This window comes from Tunicatimonas pelagia (assembly GCF_030506325.1).
Lineage (GTDB): Bacteria > Bacteroidota > Bacteroidia > Cytophagales > Cyclobacteriaceae > Tunicatimonas > Tunicatimonas pelagia.
In genome coordinates this window covers 4,119,957-4,143,519 of record NZ_CP120683.1, presented here as the reverse complement: position 1 = coordinate 4,143,519, position 23,563 = coordinate 4,119,957, and the positions used below count along the sequence as shown (strand labels likewise).

The following is a 23,563-nucleotide window of genomic DNA, read 5'->3' as shown; positions in this document are numbered from 1 at the left end:
AAGTACTCAGGCTAGAGTATTCGTACAGTAGAAAAGAAAAGAAAAAGCTATTGAAACGTTAATACTACTGTTTTAGTCGGTGTTTCAAATGCTCGGAACGTCCTTTACGGAAGATATTCCGTTTTTGCGGTCGTGATTTCCGCCGTACTTTCTGCTCTTCTGCCGGAAGTTGAATAACCTCTTGGCACTCGGGAGTGCAGCAACCGTTGTACTTTTCCGCACAGCGTTCGCACTGAATGAACAGGAGGTGACAGGCTTCGTTTTGGCAATTGGTATGGGTATCGCAGGGCGCACCACATTGGTGACAGTGGCTGATAATTTCGTCGGAGATACGCTCGCCCAAGCGTTCATCGAACACAAAATTTTTCCCTTTAAATTTATTAGAGAGCCCTTTTTCTTGAACTTCTCGGGCATAATTGATGATGCCCCCTTCTAGCTGATACACATGCTCAAAACCTCTGTGCTTGAAGTACGCACTCGCTTTCTCACATCGGATTCCTCCAGTGCAATACATAACAATATTCTTCTCGCGGTGCTCCTGTAGTATATTTTCTATCTTAGGTAGTGATTCTCGAAAAGAGTCTACATCTGGCAAGATAGCGTTTTCAAAGTGACCTACTTCGCTTTCGTAGTGGTTCCGCATATCCACTACCACGGTATCAGGACGATCCGTCAGGGCGTTAAAAGCTTCTGCTTTTAGATGAATCCCTCTGTTGGTTACGTCAAATGCAGCATCATTTAGCCCATCGGCTACAATCTTCTTTTTTACCTGAATTTTTAGCTTATAGAAGGATTTGCTATCGTCATCTACCGCAACGTTCAACCGTACATCTTCTAGGAAGGTAATAGTGGTAAGCTGTTCTTGAAATTGGCTAAAACGATCTTTGGGTATATTAATCTGAGCATTAATGCCTTCATTCGCTACGTATACACGACCTAATACGCCCAACTCCGACCACTGTAAATACAAATGATCACGAAAAAACATTGGGTTACCAATACGGGCATACTGGTAAAAAGATAGTGTAATACGTTCCTCAGTGCTTTCCTGAATTTGCTGCTTTAGTATCTCTCGATCAACGCGATTGTGTAAATGCATAGCTGAAAAATAGAAATCTTCGCAAAATTAGCAATTACCAATGAATTCTACTACTTCTGCTTAGTGAGGTACTGAACCAGGGTGAGTTTTAGCAATAATTTGCTGAAAAAACAAGCAGTTGAGCCGCTCACCTTCTCCCTGAAGAATGCCTACATCTACTTTAATACCAGCTTCCTTCATTCGTCGAATACCACCACCATCGACCAGCGGGTTAGGATCAATATTAGAAACTACCACTCTCTTTACTTGGTGGCGAATGAGCAAATTGGAACAGGGTGGGGTTTTTCCGTAGTGTGAGCAGGGTTCCAGGTTAACGTATACAGTACTTCCAATAATATCCTCTTGATTAGATACGCTATCTACCGCATTGCGTTCGGCGTGAGCCTCGCCGTAATTTTGGTGCCAACCCTCCCCAATAATTCGCTCTTCTTTCACAATTACACAGCCAACCATGGGGTTCGGTTCTACTTTTCCCCTACCTAACTCGGCCAATTCCAGCACCCGACGCATATACAACTCATCAGAAGAATTCATGAAATAACAAATGTTACAGTACTAACACGCAGCGTGCAGGCAAAAGTTTTTAAGACATGAAACCAGTTTTTTGGGCTACTTTTGGCTAGGCTCGTTTCGTTTAGGCACCGGATCGTAACCGTGGGTGCCCCAGGGATGACAACGCGCAATTCGCTTGATACCGAGCCAGCTTCCTTTTAAAAAGCCCCATTCTTGAATGGCCTCTAATGTATACTGAGAACAGCTAGGTGCGTGACGGCAGTTATTACCCAATAGCGGAGAAATAGCGTACTGGTAGAAGCGAATAAGTCCTTTGGCTAGGTAGATAAGCATGTATTGACTAACGTAACTCCTGAAAAAGTAAACTAGGTTGAATATCCGAATGGTGGTATTTCTTACTTTGGTATTTTATATGATCGCCCCGTAGTTCCTGAAAGTAAATCTGACAAATTTCTACATCGGGGTAGACCCGAACCGGCTGCACACACGCAATTTCCAATGTCCAGCACCCATCGGAACCGATATTTCCTAAGCCCGCGGTGAAATGTACCAGTATTCCCAACCTACCCACAGAAGACCGGCCTTCTAAGAGTGGAACATGGAAGTTCGCCCGAATACGCTCTACTGTTCGTCCTAAGTAAAGTCGCCCTGGCTCCAGAATTAAGCCATCATCCGGAATGATAACTTTCTCAACCGGATTATCCTCTTTCATGTCCAACACTCGGTTCTGGTAAACCAAAAGCTCATTGTGCAATTTCAGATTATAGCTGTTCGGATTAAGCTGCTCCCGTGAAAATGGGTCAATACTGATTTCGCCGCCCTGTAACCGCTCAATTTCTTTTCCTGACAGTATCATATGTTTTTCTTCAAAACCTAGCACATCCTCTACTACTTTACCATGAAGACTTAGCTATAACATCAGCTATGTAAGGTAAACGATAAATGCGTAGTATTAGAATAACGCAAGGTGGACAGTATAACGTACAAAAGTCAGATTAGTTTGTTAGAGAGTAGGTAGTGTTACCGGATTTTTCGTCTTTTAACTGCACTCCCAGTTCCTTTAGCTGATCGCGAATCTGATCCGAAGTAGCAAAATCTTTATTAGCCCGAGCTTGATTACGGATACTAATTAGTAATTCAATCAAGCCTTCCTTCTGTTGAGTATCATCTGAAACCTCAGCCTGAATGCCGAGTATTTCCGAAATAAAGGTTTGGAAAGTCTGCTTCAGGCGCTGGAAAGTTTCGGCTGAAATCGTTGTTAAATCAAGCTGCTGGTGGTAGAAACCATTGATTTTGGAACCCAAGTCGAATAGCACCGCAATGAGCTTAGCCGTGTTGAAGTCATCGCTCATCTCTTGGTAGCACTGCTCGCATAATTGGTTTATTTCCTTATCCAGTTTTTCATCTACACTCCCAGGCTGGTGATTAAGTTTACCTAGCGTTTCTTGAGCATTTAACAGACGAGTCAGACCTTTCTCAGCGGCTTGCAGAGCATCGTTAGAGAAATCTATCGGGCTACGGTAGTGTGCTTGTAGAATGAAGAAGCGAATGGTAGTGGGGGAGTAAGCCTGTGCCAATAGCGAATGGCCTCCCGTAAATAATTGCTCCAGCGTAATAAAATTACCCTTCGATTTGCTCATCTTCTGCCCATCAATGGTAATTAGGTTATGATGAATCCAGTAGTTAGCCGGATGACTATGGAAAGCCCCGTAACACTGAGCTACTTCTGCTTCGTGGTGAGGAAACTGTAAATCTAGCCCACCACCATGAATATCAAATGTTTCACCTAGGTATTTGGTGCTCATGGCAGTACATTCCAAATGCCAGCCCGGAAAACCCTCGCCCCAGGGCGAGTTCCAGCGCATAATGTGTTCAGGGTTAGCCTTTTTCCATAGGGCAAAATCATGAGGGTTGCGCTTTTCGTCCAGGCCTTCGGTTTGGCGGCTGCCCGATTGTAAGTCTTCCAACACCTTTCCAGATAGTTTTCCGTATTCCTGTTCTTGGGTATATTTTCCCAGATCAAAGTAGATAGAACCGTTTTCCTCATAAGCGTAGCCATGCTCCAAAATAGACTGGATGATTTCTATCTGCTCAACAATATGTCCGGTAGCACTAGGCTCAATGCTTGGGGGCAACACATTAAGGGAACTCAGGGCATCGTGGTACCGATACGTGTAGAGCTGGACAATTTCCATTGGCTCCACCTTTTCTAAACGCGCTTTTTTAGAAATTTTGTCTTCTCCTGTTCCTTCTACATCATCTTCTAAATGGCCCACATCGGTAATATTACGAACGTAGCGAACCTTGTAGCCTAAGTGGGACATGTAGCGAAAAATAATGTCAAAGTTTACCGCCGAGCGAATATTGCCTAAATGCGGATCACTGTATACGGTAGGGCCGCAGAGGTACATACCTACTAGCGGGGGATTAATTGGCTTAAATAGCTCTTTTTTACGAGTCAGACTATTGACTACAGATAGTGGATATTTAATATATAATGCTTGATCCATAACGGTTAGGTATTCGCAGATAAAGTTAGTAGAATAATGCCAGAAGCGTCCTTTTGGAATGGCCATTTTATTCGCTACTGATCAAAGAGCAGCGATTGATGGTCGAAATCTATTTTACGGTAAAAACAAGCTTTACGAGTTTGACCCTCATTAGTTTTAGTATGGCAAACTCCTTCTCCTTCTAATACAACCTGATACAATAACGCATCTTGGTCACAATCAACCCGAATATCACTAATTCGTAATCGATCACCCGACGTTTGCCCCTTCGTCCAGAGTTCTTGCCGCGAAGTACTCCAAAAGGTAGCATAGCGGGTTTTAATAGAGTGTTGAAGGGCCTCCTGATTAGCGTAACCAATCATGAGCACTTCTCCACTGTACTTTTCTTGCACTACTACCGGAAGCAGTCCGCCGCGTTTTTCAAACTGAAGTAACAGTTCGGTTCCTTCTTCTAATTGATTCATAAACATAAAATTACGCTTCTTCCTCGCTTTTTACCAAGCTATCGCACCATTCTCTCATTTTCCGCGTAATTATAGTACTTTTGTTGTACTCATCAGACAGTTTGATTTATATGGTGCAGAAATTAGGAACGCTGATTATTTTGTTAGGTATTGCGGTTCAGGGCTTTGGTCAGGATTACGTTAACGCTAAACAGCGCGATCTTATGATGAAAATGGATGAGGGGGTAGCTTTAATGAACCAAGGCAATTACGCCAGCGCAGATTCTTACTTTCAACAGGTACTAACAGCTATTGAAGTGGTTCCGGCGGAGCTATGCTTCTATTTTGGTAAAAATTCTTACCACCTCAAGAAGTACAAACAAAGCATTGATTGGCTTAATAAATACATTGAGATTAAGGGTACTACTGGGCAGTTTTTTGATCAAGCAAGAGAGTATTTAGCACTTTCAGAAACCGACTATTTAGCAGAAAAGGTAGAACCAACTAGGCAGCCCAGGAGAGAAGCTCAAACGAAACTCCAACGTATTGATTGTAATGCAACCCCTTTTGTGCTTTGTCCGGTTTGTAAAGGAAGTGGGGTTCTTATTGAACAAGGGGCACTGGGAAGTGCTATTTACCGTACTTGTCCCTACAGTGATGGAAGTGGTCGCATGACTTGCGAAGACTACCAAAAGTACGCTAATGGCAATTTGGTTATTAGTCCATAGAGGACAGTCCACAGCAATTATGTTTTTACTTTCCTGTGGACTGTAGACTATCGACTGTAGTCTGTGGATTACAAACTATCTCACGTACCTTCCCTGATATTTTCTAGTCTTCGGAATTATCTGCTTGATATCGCGTATGCGAGTTTCGGGGGCGGGGTGCGTTGACAAAAACTCAGGCGGGCGTTGCCCACCACCTTGCTGAGCCATACGCTGCCAGAAAGGTACTGCTGCTTCAGGATTGTAACCCGCCATTGCCATAAAATACAGCCCTAGCTCATCAGCTTCAGACTCTTGAGTGCGCCCAAAAGGTAGTAACACACCATACTGCGCTCCTAAGCCAAATGCGGTATTCGCTAGCCGACGAGTGGCCTCTGGCTTACTTTGCAAGGCAACTGACAATGCGGTTCCTCCCATTTGAGCTGCTAGCTGTTGGGACATTCGTTCGCTACCATGCTCGGCAATAGCATGAGCAATTTCGTGCGACATTACCACAGCTACTCCCTCCTCATTTTGGCAAATCGGCATAATACCCGTGTAGAAGGCTACTTTACCGCCAGGCATACACCAAGCATTTACCACATCTTCTTGTATGAGAGTAAATTCCCACCGGAACCCTTTAATTTCATCAGAAAGCCCTTTTTCAGCCATGTATTTTTCCACAGCATAGGCAATCTTTTCCCCTACACTTTTCACCAGACGGGCATCTTCAGTACCAGTAACTACCCGACTTTCATTTAATACCTGTTGATAGTTCTGAAAACTAAGTGAATTAATTTGTGAATCAGGGATTAAGCTAAGTTGTCTGCGTCCGGTAAGTGGAACGGTAGAACAAGATATTAGAAAAAATATAGCGAGCGCACCTGAAAATAGTGTTCGTTTCATTATGCTGTAAATTAGGTATTGATAATCTGCATTAGCTAAAAAAGGAAATGAAAACTTTGGTAAATAGCAGTACTTATATAAGCTTATCCCAATCTTCTTGCCATTTCTCGCTGAGCTAATACTGCTTATCAATTCAATAAACACAAAAAAGCATCGGTTGTTGGCCGATGCTGGTGAACAGAAAATAGAATGATGTAATGTTTACACTGGTTGAGCGGAAGGAGTGCACGAAACATCAAATGCTGTACGATAGAAGTTAATCAGATTTTCCCGCTCGTAGTCCCAAGATAGTTCATTGAGCACCCGGTCGTATCCGTATTCAGCCATCTGCTCTCTTTCTCTCGGGTTATCGAACAACCACATAATTTTCTTGGCAAAATCAATGGTATCATGATTCTTAGCGTACAGTGAAGCCTCCAATGCCGAAGCCCGCCCTTCTTTCAAGTCGTACTGTACAATTGGCTTTTTTAGAGCCATGTACTCCATGATTTTATTCATAGTAGACAAGTTATTCATTTCGGTAGGCTTATCTGGGTTAACGCAAACATCACACGTATTCAGTATATCGACTAACTTTTCGTCACTCACCCTACCGTAAAAATCTACGTATTCTGATAATCCCATCTCGTCGGCCAGCAACTGGATTTCATCTAGTGCCGTGCCCCCTCCTACAATAGCAACCTGTACATCTTGACGCTTTTTTACTATATATTGAATAGAGTCCATTAGTAGATCAAGTCCTTCCTGAACACCAATAACCCCTACGTAACCAATCAGAAAATTTCTTCCTTTTTTATATGCAAGGTTGCCTTCGGTAAGCTTTAACCGCTTTAGACTCGGGCCACTACGCACTACCGTAACATTATTTGGATTCATACCACCTCGCCTAATCGCAATTTCCCGATACGATTCGTTAGTAGCGATACTATAGTCGGCCGCTTTGAAAGTAAGCCTTTCAAAGAGAAGCATACTACGATAAAAAAAACCCCGCTTATTAAATTTTGCGATATAAAGCTCAGGATTAATATCGTGGTGATCAAAGACATACTTAACCCCAAAAAGTTTAAACGGAAGAGCTACTAAAAATATCAAGTCAGGTGGGTTGCACCCGTGAATAACATGAAATCGCTTTTTGAGAAAAATCTTGATACACAGAATCAGCTCCCAAAAAAGCGCCGAAGAATACTCTAAAAGGTAGCCCAATGCCCCATGACCTTCAGCCGGCAAAGGATGGCGGTGAATATCAACACCGTCTATTCGCTCAAAAGACTTAGTGTATCCTTTCATTTTGGGGCAGATAATTGATACATCTGCCCCTTCCTCCTTCAGTGTGGTTGCTTCCTGCCAAACCCTTCGATCAAAGGGAGCAGGAAGGTTTTCAATAACGATTAATACATGCTTACCAGCAAATTCCGACATAATTTTCGTTAGTTACTTTCTCCTTATCAATCCGAACTAAATCAATAACTATCTGATCAGGGCGGATTTCCGATAAAACCTCTCTAAACTCAGGAGACTTATTTCCGATAATAATCACTTCTGCATCACTAATAACCTCTTGGATATTGTCTTTCAACAGGCGGGTAATATGCGGAATATGCCCAGTCAGGTAGTCTTTATTTTTACCCATCAGCTTGGATAAAGATATGTTATTATCGTATAAACTCAAGCTGTATCCCTTGCCCAGCAGCGTTTCTATCATATCTACCATTGGGCTTTCTCGCAAGTCATCAGTACCCGCTTTAAAGGCAAAACCTAAGAAAGCCACCTTCTTTTTACCGGTATTATATACCATTTGTAGCCCTCGCTGTACCTGATAGGTGTTACTTGGTAGCAAACTGTTGAGCAGTGGCGTAGATACATCTAATAATTGTGCCCGGTAATTTAACCCTCTTACATCTTTTGGTAAGCATGACCCACCAAAGGCAAACCCTGGTTTCATATAGTAGGGAGATAAATTTAGCTTTGTATCCCGAGCTACCACTTCCATTACTTTATGCCCATCAACTCCTAACTCTTTGCATATATTCCCTATCTCGTTGGCGAAGGTAATTTTCAATGCATGAAAGTTATTATTAGTATACTTAATCATTTCTGATTCTTCCGGCTTCAGTTTGAAGACAGGAGCATCAATAGGTCGGTATAACTCTTCAAGTTGTTCCTCGCTTTTCGGGCTGTTGGTTCCTATTATAGTGTAGGGAGGGTTCCAGAAGTCATAGATTGCGGTACTCTCTCGTAAAAATTCAGGGTTAGAAGCCACTCCAAAGTCTTCAATATGCTTCTTTCCTGAAACTCCTTCTATTATCTGAGCACACTCCTGAATAGTACCTGGCACTACCGTGCTACGAATAACAACAGTATGATAAGAGTCTTTGGTCTTTATTGATTCAGCAATATCTTCACATACTCGGTAAATATAAGATAAATCAATATTTCCGTTGATCTGGCTGGGCGTTCCTACGCAAACAATAGATATATCTGAGTTTTGAACAGCACTATGAATATCGGTAGTTGCTTTGATGGTACCTTTTTCAACTCCTTCAGCAATGTATTCATCTAAATCTTTCTCTACGATCGGAGAGTTTCCACCATTAATTAAATCAACTTTCTTTTGGTTGACATCTACTCCTATAACATGGTGTCCGCTCTTAGCAAAACAGGCACATGAAACAGCACCCACATAACCCAATCCGAATACGCTAATTTTCATATTAATTATCTTTAAAGTGCAAATAATTACAAATATAGTTATATAAGTTCAATAATGTATTATTAATATGCATTTTCTTCTCCTTTTACTGCATTCCATACTGTTTGGAATATAATTCTAATGTCTAATGAAAGACTCCAATTCTCTAAGTACCACGTATCATACTCCACTCGCTTCTTCATCAACTCGTCATCTTTAGTTTCTCCTCTAAAACCGTTCACTTGAGCATATCCTGTAATTCCAGAATTAATAAAATGTCGCACCTTAAAATTCTCGATAATTTCAGAATACTCTTCAGTGTGTTTCAGCATATGAGGGCGAGGACCTACTACTGACATATCGCCTAAAAATACATTAAAAAACTGAGGGAGTTCATCTAAGCTAGTCTTCCTAAGAAACTGCCCTATCTTGGTAATTCGCGAGTCGTTCTTTTCGGCCTGTTTGGAATTAGCTTCGTTGTTCACTTTCATAGTACGAAACTTGTAACACCAAAAGGGCTTACCATTTCTACCGCTTCGCAGTTGCTTAAAAAACGTTGGTCCTGGCGAATCTAGTCTAATAAGAATAGCAATAGGAGGCAGAATAAAAGGGAAAAGAAGCAAAATTACTGCAAAAGAAAACGCAATATCAAAAGCTCTTTTAATTTGTCGGTTGTAAAAGATCTTGAGCGGATCGCGGCGAGGCGATAATATTGGAATTCGCCCGTTGTCGTAGAGCTGCGTATCAATACTCATTTGATCTAGTCCACCAGCATCTTGCACTATGCCAAAATAGATATAATTATCATCAGCAAATTTGGCAATATCTTTCACGTAAGAAACCTTATTAGGTAGTGCATAATATATCTCATCAATATTCTCGGATAAGCAGAATTGCTTTACCCGGCTCAAATTGCCCCGATAATCATTCTCATTATTGACGAATTTTAGACCATCATCGAAAAAGCCCATGAATTTGTATCCTAGCGGCTGTTCTTGTACAAAGTAACTATAAAGGTTTTTTCCAGTATCCGTATATCCAATGATAATAACCTTCTTCCTGTTTTTGTCGAGTGAGCGGTACCGTTTGTAACCAATAAACAATAGTACTTTGATTAATATTAGCGAGGCCACTGAAATTATTGAAAACGACAGTAGAAAATGGCTAGGAAACTGATACTGTTGTAAAAATAAGACATAGATGGCTACACCGCCGCCACTCAGTAACGAGCTTAAGAGGGTACTGATTAAAATTGTGGATATTTTCCTCAGATTACTAGTTTGATATACATCACAAAAAAGTGATGTAACCACCCATAGTAAAACGGTAATGACTAAGAATGGCTGATATACGGGTAAATACTCAGAAGTATCTACTGATAATTGATTAAATGATAATCTAAATGAGACGATAATTATCAAAATATCAATCAGCAAGAGGGCAGTGAGTAGTGACTTTGAATAATGACTTCTTTTAAGCTTATGTAAGAAATCCATAGAGAGAACAGTAAGTTCGTTGTAGTTTATTATGATGTAATATTTTTGTGTAAATATAGCACAATTTTATCAGAAAAGTAAATTAGAAAATTAGAAATATTACATAATATTGATTTTCAATGCTATTGTTTATAGAAAAAAGGGGCAATATTTGAGATATTCTGAAAAATTAGTGCAACTTATATACCAAAGTACTGTCCGAATGCTGTAAGATTTTACTTCAATATTCTATTATTATGCAGTTTAAAACCAATATTCATAGAGTGAAAAATCTCAAAAAATGAACAAATCATTTTTTGCCTTTGTAGACATAATGTTCTAAGTTTGCACTCCCAATTACTTGTCCGGTGGTGTAATGGTAACACAGAGGTTTTTGGTGCCTTTATTCAGGGTTCGAGTCCTTGCCGGACAACTCACCATCCAATCCCGATTCTAGCGAGTCGGGATTGGTGTTTATAGCTGTCTATCAGAGAATCGTACTCATGGCCACCGTTAAAATCTTCTCTGGGTCTGTTACCCAAAAACTTGCTACGGAAATTGCCCATACCTACGGCAAAACACTCGGAGAAGTAACCATTGATCGCTTTAGCGACGGAGAGCTTTCTACTTACTTTAATGAGTCGGTGCGGGGTTGCGACGTTTTTTTGGTACAGTCTACTTTTGCTCCTACCGATAATCTAATGGAGCTTTTGCTTATGATCGATGCTGCTAAAAGAGCGAGTGCTAAGTACGTTACAGCAGTAGTGCCCTATTTTGGGTACGCCCGCCAAGATCGTAAAGATAAACCACGAGTGGCCATTGGAGCCAAATTAGTAGCTAATCTTTTTTCGGCGGCCGCTCCTAATCGGCTTATGACCTGCGACCTGCACGCTGGGCAGATTCAGGGCTTCTTTGATTTTCCGGTAGATCATTTTAGTGGTAGTATCATCTTTGTCCCCTACCTACAGCAGATTTCTCAAGAAAACCTGATTTTTGCTTCGCCCGATGTTGGTGGGGTAAAGCGCACCCGCAATTTTGCTCAGTATTTCCATACCGATATGGTTATTTGTGATAAGCATCGCAAACGAGCCAATGAGGTGGCCGAGATGCAGGTAATTGGTGATGTGGAAGGTAAGGATGTGGTGATTGTAGATGACTTGGTAGATACGGCAGGTACGCTGTGTAAAGCAGCGGCGGTACTTAAAGAAAATGGAGCCCAATCGGTACGCGCTATTGCCACCCACGCGGTACTTTCCGGCTCGGCCTACAAAAATATAGAGAATTCGGCACTGGAAGAACTAGTAGTAACCGATACCATTCCGCTGAAACAGCACTGTTCAAAAATCAGAGTACTGACTGTGGCCGAAATGTTTGCCAGCGCCATTAAGAAAATTCATAAATACGAATCAATTAGTCCTTTATTTATTTCTCAATCCAGATTTTAAATTACTTACTTATGAAAACGTTAGAGATTATAGGGTATCAAAGAGCAAATCTCGGCAAAAAAGAGTCTAAGCGCCTGCGCGAAGAAGGAAACGTTCCTTGCGTGCTGTACGGTGGCGATGAGCAGGTTCATTTCTACGCTCCCATGATTCTTTTTCGCCCATTGGTTTATACCGACCAAGCACATTTCGTGACGCTGAATATTGAGGGAGCAGAGAAACGCTGTATTTTGCAGGATATTCAGTTCCACCCCGTGAACGAAATGATATTACACGCTGATTTTCTGGAGCTACACGAAGGGAAATTGGTCAAAATGGATATTCCAGTACAACTGAACGGAACCGCCAAGGGAGTTGCTAAAGGTGGAAAGTTAATGCATAAGCGACACTTTCTGCGCGTTAGAGCGCTCCCTAAGGATATGCCCGACTACATTGAGGTAGATGTCAGCGATCTTGACTTTGGCAAATCAATTAAAGTGAAGGATGTACCCAAAGGTAATTATGAGGTCATAGATAACGATGCTATCTCGGTAGCGGTGATTGAAATTCCTCGCGCGCTGCGTGGCAAATCAGACGATGAAGAAGGAGAAGAAGGTGAGGTTGAAACTGAAGAAGCCGCTGAAGCTTAAATTCTTGTCAACTTTTGGCTATAATCCTGTTCTTTCATCAGAACAGGATTTTTTTTGCTTATGAAATACCTGATTGTAGGACTAGGCAACCCTGGTCCGAAGTACGAACTCACTCGCCATAATATTGGCTTTCTAACGCTAGATCGCCTAGCAGAACAACATCAGTCAGCTTTTGAAGTGGGGCGACTCGCTGAAGTTGCTGAGGTAAAGCACAAAGGTCGAGCTTTGCACCTAATAAAGCCCACTACCTTTATGAACCTGAGTGGCAAAGCTGTGAATTATTGGCTGCAGGAATTAAAAATTCCGAAAGAACGATTGCTGGTACTTACTGATGATATTGCTTTACCGTTTGGAACGCTTCGGATGCGAGCCAAGGGATCGAGTGCAGGTCATAATGGCTTGAAAAATATTGAGCAGCTTACCGGAGGGCAAAATTACGCTCGCTTGCGAATGGGAGTAGGCGATGATTTTCATAAAGGACAGCAGGTAGACTATGTGCTAAGTCAGTTTCCTCGGGAAGAATTGGATCAGTTGCCCGAAGTAATGGATCGAGCTGGTGAAATGATTCTTTCCTTTTGTACTATTGGTGTTGATCGTACTATGAGTCAATATAACGGCTGACTATTTTCTGGAAAATCATCTATCCGCCTATCCTAACCGTGACGCTACTGCCTGCGAATTGATCCTGAGGAAGCTTTATTTTTTGGGTAACCCTCCGGCTAGAAGCAGTGTTGACTTTTATTTCTAACTGCTTCAAACGAGCAGTAGGGTCGCTAACGGTAATTGTATTTTTAACCTGATTGATTAGCAACAAACAAGGTTTGTTTACTAATATGGTTAACCCATCAGCTAGTGAAACTCTTCCTTGTTCATGGAAAACAATACCGGTGATTCTCAAATCAGAATGGCTGATTGCTTGTACTTGGGAAGTGTTGGAAACAACCTGATAGGGTAAGTCATCCGCATAACCTGCCAATTCTTCGGGATTACAGTTAGGCACTACTGCGTATTCGTAAGTTTCATTTTCGGGCTGTAGCCCGTGCTCAAACCACAGCGAAAACAAGTTGGAACGGTAAATTGAGTCAGCCCCTAGTTTAAAGATTTTTTGTAACTGACCTTCTCGCTCTCCGGTACGCAACTTCATTGTTTCCTGCCTCGGAAATACGTAACCGATACTGTCGTGCCATACCCAACCCGGATTTTCTAACGTCTTATTTCTACTGGAAAAATGGTTTCCATCGACGAAAACATCCCCAACCAATCGGACTTGATTGACTCCGGTGACAATTGGGTGCTCATTTTTAGACTTAATACCTACTCCCAAAGCTACCCACTCACTATCAAACCAAAACCAGGATTTCTTCGCTTGTGTGTTCTTCATGTCTAACTGCATCGATGAGACTCCGTAAGTGCTGTCACTTACTCCGCCTACAAAGGCTACATCCTGAGAGGATCGCCCTTTGCTGCTGAACTCATGATGCGGACTGGTAACCCCGGGCAGACAGGCCCAATCCCAAACCGGAAAAACATCCTCGTATTCATCGCCTCGCCGATAGATGTAAGTAAGACCAAACGGTAGATAGTAGCCGTAAAGATTTTCGGTATTAATATCCATTTCCATCCCCACCGTTCGCTTAGAGCACATTTTCAGCGAAATGAAGTAGTTATCACGATGATGAACTGTGTAGTCAGAACGCCAAAAGTGCTTATTACCTTGTACTGCCTGTGGTTGCTTGTTTAAAATTCGCTGCTTGGATTCCTGGTACAACTCCGCGTTAGCAGGATCAGCTTTTATAAAATTGTCTAACTGAGGAATAACCCGCTTTGCTTGGGGATTGAAGCCCTCGGATCGTCCCACCTGTCGTCCGCGTACATTGTAGTCAAAAACATTACGAAAAAGCATCCACCGGGTTCCTTTTAGATAATAATTTCTCAGAATCTCCAGATGAGCATCAGTGAAAGTAAATTGAGTTCCCTCCACAATCGATGCTAACCAGATGGTCTCTCGTAAGAACCTGCTACCATAGCCACCGTTGTACAGAAATGCTCCGTGTTGATGAAAACTGTAATCTGGCTGTATTCCTTCGTTATCCGTAATCTGTATCGGCTGCATTACTCCGGCAACTCCATCAGCAATTCGCTTTGGATTCTTTTCTAGCACACCCCGATACAGCACCGAAATAGAAAGTAATGTGCGATTAGAACCGGTCATTCGGGGAGCAGGCGTTAGGTCACGAATGATGTTCTGCAACAACTCTTCCGAAATTTCATCCTGAAGTAGCAGAGCGATTACATTGAAATAAAACTGTTTAGCTATTTCATTTTTGTACCAGTTTTTACAAGTTGGATTTACTTGGTACCAATACTCTAAAGCACTTTCTATTCCAGCAAGAGCCTCTGCATTATGGTACAATTCATTAGATGACTGGCTATAGGCGTAGGTCAATATTAAAATTCGATTGAGTGCCTGAAGTGGATCCCAGCTATTATCACGGTCTTGATAATCAATATCTGACCAACTTCCATCAGACTGAAGACTACGCAGATGATCAACAGCATTTTCAAAATCAGATACCGAGTACTGATTAGTACGGTTCAAAAAACCTTTCTCTACCAGCGCATCATCAATAAGTCTCTGTCTTAAAAGTTCTATCTCCGCCGAGTCAGATTGGGCAATGACTTGAGAAGATAGAAAAAGGATAAAAAACCCTAAGCGAATCGGGCAGACAACGAATGTTTTCATGATTGATGGTAAGGTTGTGACTATAAAATTAGACAGATAAGCCGAAAGTATAACAGTCGCCTGGCTGCTATTCTAAGCGAAATTTATTATATTTCGTACCTAGAACCCTGTAATTCAGCCAGGGAATAAATAGTTTCTCTATTCTGTTAAGTCAATTATGAATAGCTAATTTTTTTGTCTTCTACCTAAGAAAATTAAAACATCAGTCTATGCGATTTCAGCCTTTCGTTTTCTTAATTCTCACCTTTTATGTATTTGGTTGCCAACCAGATATGCCCAATGAAGTGGCGGAAGTTTACGAAACACTACCAGGAAAGATAGATTACAATTTTCACGTCAAGCCAATCCTATCAGATCGATGCTTTGCCTGCCATGGCCCTGATAAAGCCGCAGTAGAAGCCGGTCTGAGTTTAAGTGATGACACTTTAGCCTACGCCATATTGGAAAGTGGTGAGCAGGCGATTGTCCCTGGTAAAGCCCACCGTAGTGAACTGGTGAAGCGTCTTTTTTCCAATGATCCTGAGACGGTGATGCCCCCACCGGAATCTAACCTGAAACTTACCCCTCGCGAAAAAGCGATATTGGTAAAGTGGATTGAGCAAGGAGCCGAATACAAACCCCACTGGGCGTTTACTAAACCAGAACAACCCAAAGTGCCCGAAACGGAAGGCGACTGGACCGTGAGCGAAATTGACCACTTTGTAGCGGAAAAACTGGCGCAAAACAATATTAAACCTTCCCCGGAAGCCGACCGCGAACAACTCATCCGAAGACTGTACTTCGATCTGACTGGATTACCACCTTCTCTTGATGACTTAGAGCGGCTGATGCAGGATCAACGTCCTGATTACTACGAACAACTAGTAGACAGCTTGATGGCTCTACCAGCTTACGGAGAGCGCATGGCAGCACACTGGTTGGATGTAGCTCGCTTTGCTGATTCGGAAGGTTATCTGGATGATTTTCACCACACTTTCTGGCCCTACCGTGACTGGGTGATTGATGCCTACAACCGTAATCTTCCTTACAATAAATTTATTCTCTGGCAGATCGGTGGCGATCAATTACCAAACGCCACGGAAGAACAAATTATGGCTACCGCCTTTAACCGTAATCATAAACAAAACTCGGAAGGGGGAATTATTCCCGAAGAGTTCCGGGTAGAATACGTAGCGGATCGTACCAATACTCTAGGAGCTGCTTTTATGGGGTTGACCCTGGCCTGTGCCCGTTGCCACGATCATAAGTACGACCCTATTTCTCAGAAAGACTACTTTCAGTTCTTTAGTTTTTTCAACTCTACTGTTGAGCGGGGCGATGGCATTTTTGGCTTCAATGCCATAGAAAATGGTCAGAAAGTTCCTAACAAACTGGCTATGAATGCCGGTCCGGTACTGGCTTTACCCGATGCTGAAACCAGGAAAATTCGGGAATATCTGCTGGATCAAATTGATCAAAAGCAAAACGATCTAAATAAACTAGCCGAGCAAAATACCGACGCAGTGCAGCAATGGCAAGCCCAGCAAATGAGCGCAACTGCCCTAGAGCAAGCCGTCCGCCAAACTACTGTCACCCATCTGACTTTCGACCAAATGGCCGATGGAAAAGATCGAGATGCAGTTAGAGGAAATGATTCGCCTATTTACGGTGGCGACATTGCTACTGCTGAGGGAATCAAAGGGAAAGCCATTCGTAGCAATGCCTCGGGACAATACGTAGCCGACGGCAAACCCTCGCTCTTTGAACGCACCGATCCGTTTACCGTGAGTTTCTGGATCAATATTCCCGAAGAATTTGCGGAAGCCCACGTCATGTACAACGGTAATAACCGGATACAAGGCTACCGGGGCTGGGATATTATGCTGGATAGTTCCCGCACCCACTTTCGTTTAAATCACGCTCACCCCTACCAAGCATTAGACATTCGCGATTCAGAACCATTACCCATCAACGAATGGGTACACTATGTCTGGACCTACGATGGCTCCAGCCAGGCGAAGGGAATGCGGCTACACCGAAATGGTGAAGAAATTAAACCGGAAATCAAGCGCGATTATTTGTATCGGTCTACCAAGCCTTACCTGGATACCCGAGCCACTGTTTACGCCCACTACCGGGGACTGATTATCGGTAACCGTCACTACGATCAGGATTTTACCGGAGGGTTACTCGACGAAGTTCGTATTCTGAATCGGGAAGCAGGTAGTCTGGTAGCTAAATATTTATACAACCCCAACCAAGGTACGACTGCTTTTGAAGAAGCGCTGAGCCGGCAACCTTCCACGTTGGATCGTTTCTACGATTTGTTTGTAGATTCTCAGCTAAAAAGCGAACGGGCGGAACTGCGAGATTTGCGCCTAAAAGAAGTTGCTACTATTGATACCGTTCAGGAGATTATGGTGATGGGTGATGGGGAAAACGAACGTCAAACCTACATTCTGGAACGAGGCGTATACGATGCCCACGGCGAAGTGGTTAGCCGCGATGTTCCTACTTCGCTACTATCTTGGCCAGAAGAGTTTCCACGCAATCGTTTGGGGTTAGGCCAGTGGCTGATTCACTCCGACCATCCGCTAACCGCCCGGGTAGCCGTGAACCAGATGTGGTATCTGATGTTCGGACGAGGCTTGGTAGAAACAGTAGAAGATTTTGGCAATCAGGGAGCTTTACCCTCTCATCCGAAACTGCTGGACTGGCTAGCGGTTGACTTCCAGCAAAATGGCTGGGATGTGAAACGGCTTATCCGGCAGATGGTGCTATCAGCTACCTACCGCCAATCATCTAAAATCCGCCCTGAGTTACAGGAAACTGACCCAGATAACGTATTACTCGCTCGCGCCCCGCGTTACCGTCGCTCCGCCGAAATGGTACGAGATAATGTTTTGGCCGCCAGCGGTCTGCTTGATCCTACCGTTGGTGGCCCTTCCACCTTTCCGTATCAGCCACCCGGATTATGGAAGGAAACTACTTCCCACCCCTTCTTCCCCGGTTATAAGGTTGACTACGAAGATGGACTCTATCGACGCAGCATTTATACCTTCTGGAAACGCAATATGCCCCCGCCCAGCATGTTGGTTTTCGATGCCTCTAGCCGGGGCGAGTGTCAGGTGCGTCGACAACGCAGTAGTACGCCACTACAAGCCTTGGTGTTACTAAATGATGAGCAAATGATTGAGGGCTGTCGGGCATTGGCAGAAAGTATGCTGAATGAAGCTCAGGGTGATGTCCGGGAGGCGACCCGACAAGCATTTCAGCTACTGACCAGCCGAGAACCCACCGAGCGAGAGTTTCAACTGCTGATCGGGCAATATCAAGAAGAGTTAGCCTACTTTAAAGAAGACCAAGGACGGGCATCAGCTTACCTAACCGTCGGGCACCGGGCTCCTTCCCAGGAGTTGCCTACTACGGAGGTAGCCGCTCTAGCCCGAGTTGCCAATACTATTCTTAACACCACCGAAGCGTATTACAAAAATTAATTTTCTCGATAAGACATGAATTGGAATAACGATATACAGAAGGCGCAATACAATCAAACCCGCCGCGATTTTCTTCGCACCACTACCAAAGGATTAGGAGCTGCTGCCATTGGTTCACTGATAGCCCCCAACCTACTTTCAGCACAACCAAACACCATCCCTGGTTCAGGTGGAGTGCTTAAAGCGTTGCACCATGCGCCAAAAGCTAAGCGAATTATCTATCTCTTTCAAAGTGGGGGCCCTAGCCAGATTGAACTGTTTGACTACAAACCAGAGCTGATGAAGCGGCACGGGGAAGAAATTCCCGACAGTGTGCGGGGTGGTCAACGCGTTACCGGAATGCTAGCGGCTCAATCCAGCTTCCCACTGGTGGGTTCCAAATTCGAGTTTACTCAGAACCCAAAAACCGGAGGATATTTTAGCAACTTGGTTCCCTACACCGCTCAGATCGCCGAAGACATTTGCGTGGTAAATTCTATGTACACTGAGGCGATCAATCACGAACCAGCCGTCATTTTTTTGCAAACGGGTTCCCAACAGGTAGGCAGACCCTGCATTGGCTCCTGGATGAGTTACGGGTTGGGAAGCCCGAACCAGAATCTGCCTTCGTTCATTGTGTTGCTTTCTCGGGGTAAATCTGATACGCAAAACCTCAACATGCAGTCCTGGGGTAACGGTTTTCTTCCGTCCCATCATCAGGGAGTACAATTCCGCTCGGGAGCTGACCCAGTGCTTTATCTCTCTAACCCTGACGGCATAGACCGGGCGAGTCGTCGCCGGGAGCTGGATTATTTGGAACGGTTAGAACGCGAGCAGCAAGCCGTCTGGGGTGACCCCGAGATTGATTCTAAGATCAGCCAGTACGAAATGGCTTACCGTATGCAAACCTCGGTACCAGACGTGACCGACTTATCTGATGAGCCAGATTATATCTTCGATCTATACGGCCCGGACGCAAAAATTCCGGGCACCTACGCGGCTAACTGCCTTTTAGCCCGTCGTCTGGCGGAGCGAAATGTTCCGTTTGTTCAGCTCTACCATATGGGCTGGGATCAGCATGGGAACCTACCCAAAGACATTCAAAAACTGGCAAAATCCAGCGACCAAGCCTCTGCCGCTCTGGTGACCGATCTGAAGCAACGCGGTTTGCTAGACGATACGCTAGTCGTCTGGGGTGGTGAATTTGGACGTACCAGTTTCTCTCAGGGCAAATTGACGAAAACGAACTACGGGCGTGATCATCATCCCCGTTGCTTTAGCATGTGGATGGCCGGGGGCGGCATCAAACCCGGAACGGTCTACGGTAAAACCGATGATTTTAGCTACAACATTGCCGAAAACGGAGTACACGTCCACGATTTTCAGGCAACATTACTGCACCTGCTCGGCATAGATCATGAACAACTGACGTTTAAGCATCAGGGTCGCCGCTACCGTCTAACGGATGTTCACGGTCACGTGGTGAATGATATTCTTGCTTAGTTAGGGAAAGATAAGTGACAACAGAGGAATACAAACGAATTATAGAAAATGAGGACGTTCTTGATCGGGGGACCTTAATTCACTACCGTACACTTTTGACAGCTAGTTGAATGGGGAGGCAAAAACGGTTAGTTTAGAAGTAGCCATACTCACTAAAACTAACCGTTTATGAACGATAAAAAAATTTGATTAGTAAAGTACGTAAAAGTTTGCAGAATATGCTAGGAGACGCTCATCTATCGGGCAATGCTTTCCGCCGGTTGAGTGTACTGGCCGCGATGGTCAGCGGGGTTTTGCAACAGGGTTCCTCTCGTCTGACTGATTTGGGACGCGCCAATCCTGACTTAAAGCAACAGGCCAGCAAGGAAAAGCAATACAAACGCTGGATTATCAATGAGCATACTTCTTATTCAGTTCACTATCTGCCCTACCTGAAGGCTTTGCTGAAAACCCTGAGTGCTCAGGGCTGTCTGGTGTTCAGTATTGACGGTAGCGCCGCTGGACGTGGGTGCATGGTATTAATGATCAGCGTGATCTACCGCCAGCGGGCTACCCCAGTAGTCTGGACGGTCGTGTGGGCTAAGAAGGGCCACCTGCCTGAGAAGATGCACCGGCAACTCCTAGAGCGTCTTGCTGAAATAGTGCCCTCTGATTGTCAGATCAGCATTGTAGGAGATGGAGAATACGATGGGTGTAACTGGCAGGCCGATATTATTGGCTACGGTTGGAACTATGTATTGCGCACGGGTTGCGCTAAACTAGCTGGACAATGCCCGCAAGATATGCTGGCCCTCAAGTGGTTGGCCCCCGCCGTAGGGCAAACTACCTTCACGCTCACCGATGCCTACTTCACCCACCAGCACTATGGACCGCTCAACATTACGGTCTGGCATGAAGGCAAGTACAAAGAAGCAATCTATCTGCTGAGCAATTTGGATTACCCCCCACTCATCACACAACTATATAAAAAGCGGTTTAAACCGGGTCGCCGGGCGATAGAGACCTTCTTCTCCGATCAGAAAAGTCGGGGGTTCAATCTACAGCGTAGCCATCTGAATGATCCTGAGCGTTTAGCCAAATTACTTATCGCCACTTGTCTGGCTTACATCTTTTGTATCCTGGCCGGGGTGCAATGCCAACAATCGCAGTACTATCCGATGGTGCACCGAACTGACCGATGTGATTTGAGCTTATTCTTCCTCGGTAGACGCTTTCTAGAGTTATTCCCTGACCTGAGAGAATGGCTTGATTTGTCTTTGCAAACGTTCGCCGAACAACATCATGAATAAAGTGTACGGTAGTGAAGACCTTAAACGTTACATTTCAAGAATTAACGAAATCTGGCAGAAAAGAATTAGCTTCTGAAATTGGTAGAATATTGTCTGAAAATTTAGTGGAAAAGCCTACTAATCATAATCGGCCGGATGACAAAGAGACTAATCATTATAGAATTAATCTTGATACCGATGCAATTTTTGAAATTGTATCCATGTTCGGTGACTTAGAAGCGGGATCACTAGGGTTATTGAATTATGAACCAACTACTGCTGCTACATTCTATGCAAGAATGTTAGATAAGTGGAATAATCTACTCAGCTATCGTTGAGTAAGATGTGTAAGCAAGGCAAAAATGAAGTGAATATCGATCGAGTTTAAGACTAACTCTAATAACACTATGAAACAAGCTTCATCTCACATTTACATCTTTTTCCTATTTAGGCTGCTAAGTACTTATAAGAAACTATCTTGGCCTCCGTAGCGCGGTACATTCTTGCTGATGGACACTAGACAGATGAGGCCTAGCTTGCAAGGCTCTGCGCTTGGTGTCTAATGTGGAACACCTGACAAATATCGACGTCTCCCACTCGAAAATCCGTCGGGTCACCAACCGGAATAAATCCGGGTTACTGTGGCGCAGGATACATCAGACTATTTATTAGCAATCACCTAATGTTTGTTACCCTTTCCAATAGTCTTATTTGAAGATATTTATTGCTGCATCAGATTTGTGATAACAGGCACAAAAATCTAATGGCCTACCGCAGCGTAAACGCATTCTCCTCAGTAATCCCACTCCAACCATCCGACCGGAACGGTACAGCAGGTAAGACTTCTTCATTGTACAAATTGGCTCATTTACGAAAGTAGTGGTAGGAGATAAAAATACTAATTTGGCTAACACGAATGAGTTGTACGAAGAGCTATTGAATTTGCCCGAGCTTGTGGTTTCGGTATAGATTGGACTATTGGCAAAACCATTTACAGAATTTTGCAGTATTTTTAGAATGCCTCATCACTTGTTTTGAACAGTTTTACAGCAGTGAAGAACAGAGAAAATCATTGCTTAATCTGGAATGCACCGTAGTATACTCAAATCTACAAAAAAACCAGCATCCTTTCGGTATCTGGCTATATCCCCGTTATATTTGCTACAAACAGTTTGTATGCTACGCCGACCTCGCCGCAACCGAAAATCACTCGTTATTCGTAATCTGGTAGAAGAGACCCAGCTTTCGGTGCAACACCTTATATTTCCGATATTCATTATTGAAGGTGATAATCAGCGGAAAGAAGTAGCCTCTATGTCGGGCATTTATCGCTACAGCATTGATCTGCTGTTAGAAGAAGTGGCTGCTTGTCAAGAACTGGGCATTCGTACATTTGCCCCCTTTCCTGCTCTCACTGACGATAAGAAAGATCCCCTGGCACAAGAGGGGCATAACCCCGATGGTCTTTTCCCTACCGCCATCCGCCGTATTAAAGAAGTTTTCCCGGATGTTTGTTTGATGACTGATATTGCGATGGATCCCTACAGTTCGGATGGGCACGATGGGCTGGTACGTGATGGCGAAATACTAAACGACGAAACATTAGAGATACTGGGAAAAATGGCACTAGCGCAAGCTGAAGCCGGTACCGATATGCTGGGGCCTTCCGATATGATGGACGGTCGAATAGGGTACTTGCGGAAGCTATTAGACGAACACGGTTTTACCAATGTATCTATTATGGCGTATACCGCCAAATATGCGTCTGCTTTCTATGGGCCATTTCGCGATGCGCTAGACTCTGCTCCTAAGTCAGGGGATAAAAAGACCTACCAAATGAATCCCGCCAACGCCCGGGAAGCATTGATGGAAGCCCAGTTAGATTATGAAGAAGGAGCGGATATGCTGATGGTAAAACCAGCATTACCTTATCTGGATATTGTTCAATCGCTAAAAGCGCAGTTTCCAATTCCCATTGCAGCCTACCAAGTGAGTGGTGAATACGCTATGATTAAAGCGGCCGCAGCCAATGGGTGGTTAGACGGGAAGAAAACAATGGAGGAGAGTCTGCTAAGCATTCGTCGGGCGGGGGCTGATATTATTTTAACGTATTTTGCCAAAGAATACGCTCAGTGGCTGAAATTATGAATCATGAAAAATAGGTTAGTTTATTGAAACATCCCT

At 43.7% G+C, this 23,563-nt stretch carries 20 protein-coding genes and 1 tRNA gene; 10 read left to right on the top strand and 11 right to left on the bottom strand.

Annotated elements, in window-relative coordinates:
• Window positions 1–64 precede the first annotated feature (64 nt).
• The 6 genes from trhO to P0M28_RS17760 form a co-directional block, all read right to left on the bottom strand.
• A complete protein-coding gene (trhO, locus tag P0M28_RS17785) occupies window positions 65–1,099 on the bottom strand; it encodes an oxygen-dependent tRNA uridine(34) hydroxylase TrhO (RefSeq protein ID WP_302203947.1) in 1,035 nt (344 codons plus the stop codon).
• A 60-nt stretch (window positions 1,100–1,159) separates the two neighbouring features.
• Entirely contained in the window at window positions 1,160–1,633 is a 474-nt protein-coding gene (gene ribD / locus P0M28_RS17780) for a bifunctional diaminohydroxyphosphoribosylaminopyrimidine deaminase/5-amino-6-(5-phosphoribosylamino)uracil reductase RibD (protein WP_367281873.1), read from the bottom strand.
• A 75-nt stretch (window positions 1,634–1,708) separates the two neighbouring features.
• Complete coding sequence (gene yidD / locus P0M28_RS17775) at window positions 1,709–1,945, bottom strand: membrane protein insertion efficiency factor YidD (RefSeq protein ID WP_302203946.1); 237 nt, start codon at window positions 1,943–1,945, stop codon at window positions 1,709–1,711.
• A gap of 7 nt (window positions 1,946–1,952) precedes the next feature.
• Window positions 1,953–2,468, bottom strand: coding sequence for a dCTP deaminase (gene dcd / locus P0M28_RS17770; protein WP_302203944.1), 516 nt, complete (start codon window positions 2,466–2,468; stop codon window positions 1,953–1,955).
• 139 nt (window positions 2,469–2,607) lie between these two features.
• A complete protein-coding gene (gene cysS, locus P0M28_RS17765; RefSeq protein ID WP_302203942.1) occupies window positions 2,608–4,122 on the bottom strand; it encodes a cysteine--tRNA ligase in 1,515 nt (504 codons plus the stop codon).
• Window positions 4,123–4,196: 74 nt separating this feature from the next.
• The gene (locus P0M28_RS17760) at window positions 4,197–4,586 is read right to left on the bottom strand and encodes a phosphoribosyl-AMP cyclohydrolase (RefSeq protein ID WP_302203940.1); all 390 of its coding nucleotides are present in this window, start codon (window positions 4,584–4,586) and stop codon (window positions 4,197–4,199) included.
• 110 nt (window positions 4,587–4,696) lie between these two features.
• Here P0M28_RS17760 and P0M28_RS17755 point away from each other — a divergent pair, with 110 nt between their 5' ends.
• Window positions 4,697–5,293 carry a tetratricopeptide repeat protein gene (locus P0M28_RS17755; RefSeq protein WP_302203939.1) on the top strand — a complete coding sequence of 199 codons (597 nt, stop codon included), beginning with the start codon at window positions 4,697–4,699 and terminating at the stop codon, window positions 5,291–5,293.
• A 75-nt stretch (window positions 5,294–5,368) separates the two neighbouring features.
• Here the strand turns inward: P0M28_RS17755 and P0M28_RS17750 are convergent, their stop codons facing one another.
• The 4 genes from P0M28_RS17750 to P0M28_RS17735 form a co-directional block, all read right to left on the bottom strand.
• A complete protein-coding gene (locus P0M28_RS17750; RefSeq protein WP_302203937.1) occupies window positions 5,369–6,175 on the bottom strand; it encodes a M48 family metallopeptidase in 807 nt (268 codons plus the stop codon).
• Between the two features lie 201 nt (window positions 6,176–6,376).
• On the bottom strand, window positions 6,377–7,594 hold the full coding sequence (locus P0M28_RS17745; RefSeq protein ID WP_302203935.1) for a glycosyltransferase family 4 protein: 1,218 nt from the start codon (window positions 7,592–7,594) through the stop codon (window positions 6,377–6,379).
• The gene (locus P0M28_RS17740; RefSeq protein ID WP_302203934.1) at window positions 7,575–8,885 is read right to left on the bottom strand and encodes a nucleotide sugar dehydrogenase; all 1,311 of its coding nucleotides are present in this window, start codon (window positions 8,883–8,885) and stop codon (window positions 7,575–7,577) included. The genes P0M28_RS17745 and P0M28_RS17740 overlap by 20 nt, the downstream gene beginning before the upstream one ends.
• A 62-nt stretch (window positions 8,886–8,947) precedes the next feature.
• Window positions 8,948–10,360, bottom strand: coding sequence for an undecaprenyl-phosphate glucose phosphotransferase (locus tag P0M28_RS17735; RefSeq protein WP_302203933.1), 1,413 nt, complete (start codon window positions 10,358–10,360; stop codon window positions 8,948–8,950).
• Between the two features lie 341 nt (window positions 10,361–10,701).
• Here P0M28_RS17735 and P0M28_RS17730 point away from each other — a divergent pair.
• From P0M28_RS17730 to pth, 4 genes are all read left to right on the top strand, one after another.
• Window positions 10,702–10,772, top strand: a tRNA-Gln gene (locus P0M28_RS17730).
• A 70-nt stretch (window positions 10,773–10,842) separates the two neighbouring features.
• Window positions 10,843–11,784 (top strand): ribose-phosphate pyrophosphokinase, encoded by a 942-nt coding sequence (locus P0M28_RS17725; protein ID WP_302203931.1) that lies wholly within the window; start codon window positions 10,843–10,845, stop codon window positions 11,782–11,784.
• 11 nt (window positions 11,785–11,795) lie between these two features.
• Complete coding sequence (locus P0M28_RS17720) at window positions 11,796–12,410, top strand: 50S ribosomal protein L25/general stress protein Ctc (protein ID WP_302203930.1); 615 nt, start codon at window positions 11,796–11,798, stop codon at window positions 12,408–12,410.
• 60 nt (window positions 12,411–12,470) lie between these two features.
• Window positions 12,471–13,031: an aminoacyl-tRNA hydrolase gene (pth, locus tag P0M28_RS17715; protein ID WP_302203929.1), complete on the top strand. Its 561-nt coding sequence runs from the start codon at window positions 12,471–12,473 to the stop codon at window positions 13,029–13,031.
• A gap of 19 nt (window positions 13,032–13,050) precedes the next feature.
• On the opposite strand, the gene P0M28_RS17710 is transcribed toward pth, so the two are convergent.
• Entirely contained in the window at window positions 13,051–15,153 is a 2,103-nt protein-coding gene (locus P0M28_RS17710) for a polysaccharide lyase 8 family protein (protein ID WP_302203928.1), read from the bottom strand.
• 209 nt (window positions 15,154–15,362) lie between these two features.
• Here P0M28_RS17710 and P0M28_RS17705 point away from each other — a divergent pair, with 209 nt between their 5' ends.
• The 5 genes from P0M28_RS17705 (at window position 15,363) to hemB (ending at window position 23,527) form a co-directional block, all read left to right on the top strand.
• Window positions 15,363–18,629 (top strand): DUF1553 domain-containing protein, encoded by a 3,267-nt coding sequence (locus P0M28_RS17705; RefSeq protein WP_302203927.1) that lies wholly within the window; start codon window positions 15,363–15,365, stop codon window positions 18,627–18,629.
• Window positions 18,630–18,644: 15 nt separating this feature from the next.
• Entirely contained in the window at window positions 18,645–20,111 is a 1,467-nt protein-coding gene (locus tag P0M28_RS17700; protein WP_302203925.1) for a DUF1501 domain-containing protein, read from the top strand.
• Between the two features lie 218 nt (window positions 20,112–20,329).
• Complete coding sequence (locus P0M28_RS17695) at window positions 20,330–21,400, top strand: IS4 family transposase (protein WP_302203923.1); 1,071 nt, start codon at window positions 20,330–20,332, stop codon at window positions 21,398–21,400.
• Between the two features lie 11 nt (window positions 21,401–21,411).
• Window positions 21,412–21,717: a hypothetical protein gene (locus tag P0M28_RS17690; protein ID WP_302203922.1), complete on the top strand. Its 306-nt coding sequence runs from the start codon at window positions 21,412–21,414 to the stop codon at window positions 21,715–21,717.
• 838 nt (window positions 21,718–22,555) lie between these two features.
• Window positions 22,556–23,527 carry a porphobilinogen synthase gene (gene hemB, locus P0M28_RS17685; protein ID WP_302203921.1) on the top strand — a complete coding sequence of 324 codons (972 nt, stop codon included), beginning with the start codon at window positions 22,556–22,558 and terminating at the stop codon, window positions 23,525–23,527.
• The last annotated feature ends 36 nt before the right edge of the window (window positions 23,528–23,563 follow it).